At 61.6% G+C, this 2,847-nt stretch carries 2 protein-coding genes and 1 tRNA gene; all 3 read right to left on the reverse strand.

Annotated features, from left to right (window positions below):
- Positions 1 to 4: 4 nt before the first annotated feature.
- The 3 genes from ACWEO2_RS43875 to ACWEO2_RS43885 all read right to left on the reverse strand — a co-directional run bounded on the left by ACWEO2_RS43875 (position 5) and on the right by ACWEO2_RS43885 (position 2,766).
- Positions 5 to 73, reverse strand: a tRNA-Ser gene (locus ACWEO2_RS43875).
- Between the two features lie 1,131 nt (positions 74 to 1,204).
- The gene (locus tag ACWEO2_RS43880) at positions 1,205 to 1,972 is read right to left on the reverse strand and encodes a glycosyltransferase family 2 protein (RefSeq protein WP_452410807.1); all 768 of its coding nucleotides are present in this window, start codon (positions 1,970 to 1,972) and stop codon (positions 1,205 to 1,207) included.
- Complete coding sequence (locus ACWEO2_RS43885; protein WP_452410808.1) at positions 1,972 to 2,766, reverse strand: GntR family transcriptional regulator; 795 nt, start codon at positions 2,764 to 2,766, stop codon at positions 1,972 to 1,974. Before ACWEO2_RS43885 ends, ACWEO2_RS43880 begins: the two co-directional genes overlap by 1 nt.
- Positions 2,767 to 2,847 lie beyond the last annotated feature (81 nt).

A 2,847-nucleotide genomic window follows, 5' to 3' on the forward strand; every position in this document is an offset into this window, starting at 1 on the left:
TGCGTGCCCTCGGCAGGATTCGAACCTGCGGCCTTCTGCTCCGGAGGCAGCCTCGGCCCGTCCACGCGAGTCCTTTGGAGGCTATCGGCGTACCGCATCCTGATGGTTTGGTCCGCCAAGGTTCGGGGTTGTCTGCCCTACTTGTGACATCGTGGTGACACTCAAAGGTAGTGCGCTGGTAGGTCTTTAGCCCCCCTGTTCTGGGTTGGGTTGCGCACGTCTGGTGACTTCCCTTCCCCTGCTTCCTCATACTGGCCATCTCTGAGCTGAGGGAGGTCGTGTCAAGGGCGCTTTTTCCCTTGACTCGGCCGAGTGAGGTCAGACAATTGGGCCATGAGGAGGCAGGGATCTAGGTAACCATAGCCAGTCACCCTGTCCGCGGATTCCGTTCAGCAATTCACTCGGCTCCTGGTGAGCGGCTTGGTGATTGGGCAGAGTGCCCTGGCTGAATCGGCTGACCAGTGACGGTTCGGTGACCCAGTACGTGGGTTCGGCAGGCTGGTCTTATGAGGCAAGCGAGCGAAGCTCGTGCGGCAGTACCGTATGGGAGTCGCCGCGGCTGGTGGCTGTCGATCGGGCAGAGTGCCGGGCCGATTCGGGTTCGGTGATCCGTTCGGCAATTCCACTTCCCCACCCAAACCCAACCCCCTCACTGCCAGCACCCCGACACCGAACCCCGCTGTCGCAACGTCTCCACCCCTGCCTTGGCCCGAGTCATACCGGGATGTCTGGGCTGTTGTGGGGCTGTGAAGCGGGGGCAACCGCGCGCTCGGCAACTTCCCTCGTTCGCCTGGGCCTGCCGCATCGCATGGGTTGCCAATGTTCGCTACGAGGTCCTCAAAAACCTCGTAGCGCATGGGTGCCGCCGACGCGCCGGTGTGCCGCCAGCGCAGCCAGGCACGCCGGTTGCGCGGCGGCGGCGCGCATGCGCCGCCGCAGGCGCCTTGATCCTATATAGCGAAATTCGGCAACAACTCGCGATAGTGACCGGCCCTCAGCGGACTGGGCACGTTCGAGACTTCGTGTTCATCCGCATCTCACAACTCCTACACTCCCGACAGTTCCGAGAGTTTCGGGGTAATCGGCGGGTGGTGGGAGACGTGACCGCCTGGGGTGCTCTGCTGACGTGGTGTTCCATTTACTGGCACCACCACCCACCTCCACCCGCCCACCCACACCCCACCCCGCCCGCTTCCGGCCAGCCTCAGACCCTCTGATGCTGGGGGGCAAGGTCGAACGATGTTGTCAGGTGCATAGACGTTGCTCGTTCCTCAATGAGGTGCATTCGCGCTTTGCGCTCGGCAGGGTCGAGGTGGGTGGGATGAGCGGTCATCTGCCCGTCCCATTTGCGGTAGAGCAAGCCGGGTTCGGCTGTAAACCATCCGTCCGTGAGGGCGTCAACAGCAAGCAGCAGGCCGACGTCTTCGGAGGCTGGAAGTGCCATCCATCCGCCTGCGGCGAGGAGAAGGTCTCGGCGGATGCACAGGGTAGCTGGATGGACCTGTGCCCGAAAGTCGTTCTTGCGCCAGTGGTCGAGAACGGTTCCGCTCGGCAGTCGTCCGTCGTCGGGGTCCTGGTCGAACCCGATCGTCGATCCGTCCGGGAGGAAATCAAGAACCCGTGAAGTGGTCCAGCCGACTCCTGGCTGTGCGAGTGCTTCGATGTCGCGTGCGAGTGTGCCAGGCGTGAGCTGGTCGTCGGAATCAAGCACCTTGACGTACGTACCAACCGATCGGGCAAGGGCCAATGAACGACACACGCCGGGGCCTCCATGGCGACCTACCCCGGGCATGATGCGCGAATCATCGGGAAGCATCGGAGCCGCTGCGCCCGTCGTTCCATCCTCTTGGACGATCCACTCCCAGTCCCAGTCTTCCGGAAGTTGCTGCGCCACAAGCGATTTGTATGCGGCATCCAAGTACTCTGCAATCGGCCGGTAAGTCGCCGTAATGACAGAAATTGTGTGGTTCATCAGACGTCCCAGCGATCGAGCTTGGTTGAAAAGATCAATTCTGTCCGGTCACCGGGGAGGATGACGTCGGAGAACTCCACGACACGATCACTGGTGTCCTTGAGCCACTTCCGCACGACGAACACCGATACTCCGGTCGAGAGGTCAAGCTCATCCGTCTCGGCCGCAGTTGGGGGGCGAGTACTGATCGCCTCATCTACCCGGTCGACCTCGATTCCGATAGTGAAAAGCTGGTGCTGGGTACCACCGGGCCATGGCTCGTTGCTGTCCTCCAGCAATTCAGGGTTCGCCGAAGCGATGTCATACGCGATGTAGGACGTGCTGAGGTTGAGCGGCACACCTTCGTGGTCAAGCATTGTCCGGTAGTTGCGTTGAAGCACCTGGTCGCCGACAGATATTCCGAGTACTTCAGCGATGCGCTCGTCGGCGTCGATCACTTTGTAACGTGCCGAGAACCGAAGGGCGTTGACCGTTACGCCGGTGTCCCGTTCTGTCGCGCCGGTTGATCGGCGTTCCGACTCCGGCTGATGGACTCGATCTTTCTCCCACTGGTATCGGGCAGCATCACGACGAACCTTCTGCCGAGGCCGTCGGACGAATGTTCCGATGCCGTGTCGGGCCTCCAGCAGCCCTTCGGTTCGCAAGACCGATAGGGCCTGTCGCAGTGTGGGCGGGCTGACCTTGTATCGCTCGACTAGCGCGGCTTCACCGGGAATGCGGTCGCCAGGGATTAGCTCACCCGCCTCGATCTGCCGACGGATGTCGTCTGCAATTAGCTCGTACTTCGCTGGCACGGCGCTACCTCTCCCTGTCGAAGATCTCTTCATCTTATGTCCTCTGTAGGTCTTGACTCACCCCAGGCTCCCATGGTTATG

It is taken from the genome of Nocardia sp. NPDC004278 (assembly GCF_053602975.1).

Coding starts and splice junctions, on each gene's coding strand:
- ACWEO2_RS43880 (WP_452410807.1), bottom strand. CDS start 1,972: ATGAACCACACAATTTCTGTCATTACGGCGACTTACCGGCCGATTGCA.